Raw genomic sequence first — 4,250 nt, 5'->3', positions numbered from 1 at the left:
GCAACTGCAAGTCTGCGACAGGACTCCCTGGCGATATTTAATATAACCATACTGAAAAGTTTTATATCCTCCTTGGAAAGTGAATAAATATTTTTTTTTTTAAATAATAAGAACGGCTTCTTCAGAAACTACAGCTGAAGCTATATATGGAAATATCCCTCTACCCTTCGGGGTATTGCCATCGTTGACAATAGGATAATATTAATGTATAATAATTCAAATAATAAAATCAATAGGGGGATGAAGCTCTCCCGGAGAAAATCCGAATGCTTCACATTGCGAAGATGATGGCTTCTACAGAAAAAACTGTAGAAGCCTTTTTTGTTGAAAGGAGTATAATATGAAAACGTTATTTTCTTTAGGTATTCTTCTTATAGGTGGACATTATGCCGGTAAAATTGCAGAAAAAATAAAACTTCCGAAACTCATGGGTATGATAATATTTGGATGTATTATAGGTCCTGCATATCTCAACCAGATAGATAGCTTCACCCTAAATATAAGCAAAGAATTAAAAAGTATCGCCCTTGTTACTGTTCTTATTACAGGAGGATTGGGGATAAGTACGGAACAATTGAAAAAAATGGGCCGCCCTGCACTTCTTCTTAGTTTTATTCCAGCAGGTCTTGAAGGATTTGCAGTGGCTTTTGCTGCGATGAAACTTTTTGGATTTACTTTTATACAGGGTGGAATCCTAGGTTTCATAATCTCTGCAGTAAGTCCTGCAGTTCTTATTCCTTCAATGGTAGACCTTATAAACAGAGGAATCGGGCAGAGAAAAGCTATACCTCAGATGATGCTGGCCGGAGGGTCGGCAGATGACAGTATCGCCATAGCTCTTTTTACCACATTTATGAGCCTCTATCTGGGGTCTTCCCAAGGAATTGCATCAAATTTATTACTGGTTCCGATTTCTATTATTTTGGGTATACTGGCAGGTGTCGCCGCGGCACTTTGCCTGAAATTATTATGCAAAACTACAAAAAATCCATTAGCCCATTGTATGCTGGTCTTGACCACCGGTGTGGGAATGAGGGTTCTTGAAGAGTTGAAAATTCTTAAAATCAACTCTTTGATAGGTGTCATGGTGATGGGTTTTGTTATAAACAACTACTGTGAGGAAGAGCTCGGAAGCAGTCTCAAGGAGACTCTTGGGAAAGTCTGGCAGGTGGGGCAGATATACCTATTTACTCTTGTAGGTACAGCCATCGATCCAAATCTTATAGGAAATCTCTTTATTCCTGGAACACTTGCTATTATGAGTGCCCTTGTAATAAGATCCATAGGTACCTGGATCTCACTTTTAGGAACAGACCTCACATACAAAGAAAGGCTCTTTTGTGTGATAGCTTACCTCCCAAAAGCAACTGTGCAGTCTGCCAAGGCCGGGGTCCCTCTACAAATGGGTGTAGCTGGAGGAGAGCTTATACAGGCTGTGGCTATCCTCAGTGTCCTCATAACAGCCCCTATAGGGGCTATCGGGATAAAACTCACAGCTCTTCCCCTCTTAGAACCAGGAAGAGAGCTGGAAGTATCTCAGGAGTATTTGGGATAGATAATTTTTTTATTCAAAAGGAGTCCGATGAACTATCGGACTCCTTTTATTTATACCTGTATTTTTTTATTAGATTTTTTATCTGGAATTTTTTAAAGTAAAGAAAAATTCCACACCGTCTATCAGATTACGAACGCCGTAACTAGAATCATGTATATCCAGGATTTTCTTTACAATAGAAAGACCCAGTCCGGTACCTCCGTATTTTCTAGTCCTTGCCTGATCCAGTTTGAAAAAAGGCTTCCATATCTCATTTATTTTATCTTCTGGAATTTTCTCCCCGCTGTTGAAGACTGTTATTTTTATAGAATCACCGTCAGATACTCCTCCAATCTTAATCTTGCCGTTTTCAGGTACATAGTTCACGGCATTACTGAAAAAATTTTCCATAACCCTTTCAATTAGCTTAATGTCTCCGTCTACACTGATATCACTGATTAAAAAATCAACCTGGACATTTTTCTCCTTGAAATCGTGAGAATACTTTTCCAGTATCTTTTTAGCAAGAGTATCTATTCTGAAAGTTCCCATTTCAGCCTTCTTATACCCGGCCTCTATTTCTGAAAAATACAGGAGTTCCTTCACTATCTTCTCCATATTTTCCACCTCTTCCACAATGGTGGTGCAGTATTCCTCTACCTCTTCTCCACTGGCTACACCTTCAAGAAGCCCTTCTGCATAGACTCTCATGATTGCAAGAGGTGTCTTCAGCTCATGATTTACACTGGATATGAAGCTTCTCCTCATCACTTCCAGCCTTCTCTCATTTTCTAGATCAATTTCCAGCTGAGTATTGGCATGTTTAAGATTGTCAATGGCATTTTCGAGTTTTTCAGACATAGTATTTATACTTGTCCCCAGACTTTCAAGCTCATTCCCTGTTTTTATATCCAATTTTTCATCAAAATTGAGCTGAGCTATGTCTTTAGCATTTTTTTCAAGAGAAATAATAGGTTTTGAAACCTTATTTGAAAAAAGATATGAAACAAGCAGTGATAAAAATGCTACCAGAAAAAAGCTGTAGTAATAGAACTCTCTGCTTATTTTTACAGAATTTTCCACAGATGATATTGGTGTGGTAATCACAAGAAACATCTGATTTGTTATCTTGGTTATATTAACCAAAAGATTTATTCCCTGTTCCTTCTGATATACCTTCTGAAAATTAACACCAATCTCTACATTATTCCAGTCCAGATCATCTAAAATCCCTCTCACATCTTCATCAATACGGTACTGATACCTGTCCTCTATATTGAGAAAATACACTTCCACGTTGCTCTCTCTCTTCAGTCTGGGTATATCTATGTTGCCGTCTCCCTCTGTGAGAATCTTTGATATTTTATGAAGTTCTTCCTTTTTTTTATTTAGGGAGTAACTGTCCAGAAGAGTGGCATTTAAAAGATATATCAGAAATATTGGCAGTATGGATATTATCATCATATAGAAAAATATATCCCTGCTTATTTTCCCCTTCATCACTCCTCCTCAAACCTGTATCCGACTCCTCGGACAGTTTTAATATGCTTGCCATCAAGTTTTTTACGCAGTTGTTTTACATGGGTGTCTACAGTTCTAAGGTCTCCAAAATAATCAAAACCCCAGATCTGATTTAAAAATCTTTCCCTGGAAATAGCCATATCCTTGTTTTTTACCATCATAAAAAGCATATCGTATTCCTTGGGAGTCAAATCCAAAAGTTTATCACAGAAAATCACCCTGTGACTCTTGGAATCGATCTCTAAGTTCCCAACCTTCAGACTGTTGTCTTCAACGATGGAGTCTTTTCTTTTTAAAAGTGCCTTTACCCTGGCCAGTAGTATCTTCAGACTAAAAGGTTTTGTTACATATTCATCTGCACCTAGATCAAATCCAAACAGCTCATCATCCTCGGTACTTCTTGCAGTGAGCATTATGATGGGAATTTTAGATTCTTTTCTGAATTTCCTGCATATGGTCCAGCCGTCAACTTTTGGAACCATTACATCCAGAATGGCAAGATCAAAGGTGTGCTCATAAAACAGGTCTAAAGCCTCCTGTCCGTCACAGGCTTCTACAACCTCGTAACCCTCTTTTACAAGAAAGTTTTTTACCACCTTTCTCATTTTATCTTCATCTTCTAAAAGTAAAATTTTTTCCATAAATACCCCCTCTTTACACTGAGTCAATTATATAATGAAATCAAAAAAAACACAAAAAGGGCTTTACAAGCCCTTCTTATTATTTCATTAAATCTTTGCATTTATTTCAAGGCTTCTATATTCAATGAGTCCCTTTATATTACCTATATCTTTAGTTATATCCTTTAATATATCTGAAGTTTTCGGATATTTTGACATCTCATCAGCACTGGTCTGAAGTTGTGAAAGTTTTTTATAAAGTTCTTCAAGTTCTGGATCTTTTTCTGATTTGGCTTTATCTATATAACAAAACTCGTGGGAAGTTTTTGAATCTGTATTTTGAGATTCTGCAGGAATTCCATGTACCTCTTCTGTCTCCACAGAATTATTTTGGATATTCTCTCCCTCTTTCGAAGCCGAGTTCAGCTTATTATCATTTTTACATGCTGACAAAGAAATAATAATTAAAAATAATGTGATGAATTTCTTCACTGTCTCTCCTCCCGTCGTATTAGTTTTTGCTTAAGACAATATATTCTAGTTTCCCTTTTAATTCTCCGGCTCTCTGGGTCAGG

At 37.3% G+C, this 4,250-nt stretch carries 4 protein-coding genes and 1 riboswitch; of the genes, 1 reads left to right on the top strand and 3 read right to left on the bottom strand.

Annotated features, from left to right (window positions below; genetic code table 11):
* The first annotated feature begins 227 nt into the window (after positions 1-227).
* A riboswitch (Fluoride riboswitch) is annotated at positions 228-304 on the top strand.
* Between the two features lie 36 nt (positions 305-340).
* Positions 341-1,555 (top strand): cation:proton antiporter, encoded by a 1,215-nt coding sequence (locus ABZA26_RS08870; protein ID WP_372714161.1) that lies wholly within the window; start codon positions 341-343, stop codon positions 1,553-1,555.
* 78 nt (positions 1,556-1,633) lie between these two features.
* Here ABZA26_RS08870 and ABZA26_RS08865 read toward each other — a convergent pair whose 3' ends face one another.
* The 3 genes from ABZA26_RS08865 to ABZA26_RS08855 form a co-directional block, all read right to left on the bottom strand.
* Positions 1,634-3,034, bottom strand: a complete 1,401-nt coding sequence (locus ABZA26_RS08865; RefSeq protein WP_372714160.1) for a sensor histidine kinase — start codon at positions 3,032-3,034, stop codon at positions 1,634-1,636.
* Positions 3,034-3,696 (bottom strand): response regulator transcription factor, encoded by a 663-nt coding sequence (locus ABZA26_RS08860; protein ID WP_372714159.1) that lies wholly within the window; start codon positions 3,694-3,696, stop codon positions 3,034-3,036. The genes ABZA26_RS08865 and ABZA26_RS08860 overlap by 1 nt, the downstream gene beginning before the upstream one ends.
* Positions 3,697-3,783: 87 nt before the next feature.
* On the bottom strand, positions 3,784-4,167 hold the full coding sequence (locus ABZA26_RS08855; RefSeq protein ID WP_372714158.1) for a hypothetical protein: 384 nt from the start codon (positions 4,165-4,167) through the stop codon (positions 3,784-3,786).
* Positions 4,168-4,250 lie beyond the last annotated feature (83 nt).

This window comes from Ilyobacter sp., from assembly GCF_041583315.1.
Classification (GTDB): domain Bacteria; phylum Fusobacteriota; class Fusobacteriia; order Fusobacteriales; family Fusobacteriaceae; genus Ilyobacter.
Note: the sequence above shows the minus strand (reverse complement) of the source record. Positions and strands in the feature narration are given on the sequence as shown.

Excerpts from the sequence above, each read along its gene's own strand:
- ABZA26_RS08870 (WP_372714161.1), top strand. The coding sequence starts at position 341 with ATGAAAACGTTATTTTCTTTAGGTATTCTTCTTATAGGTGGACATTAT.
- ABZA26_RS08865 (WP_372714160.1), bottom strand. The coding sequence starts at position 3,034 with ATGAAGGGGAAAATAAGCAGGGATATATTTTTCTATATGATGATAATA.
- ABZA26_RS08860 (WP_372714159.1), bottom strand. The coding sequence starts at position 3,696 with ATGGAAAAAATTTTACTTTTAGAAGATGAAGATAAAATGAGAAAGGTG.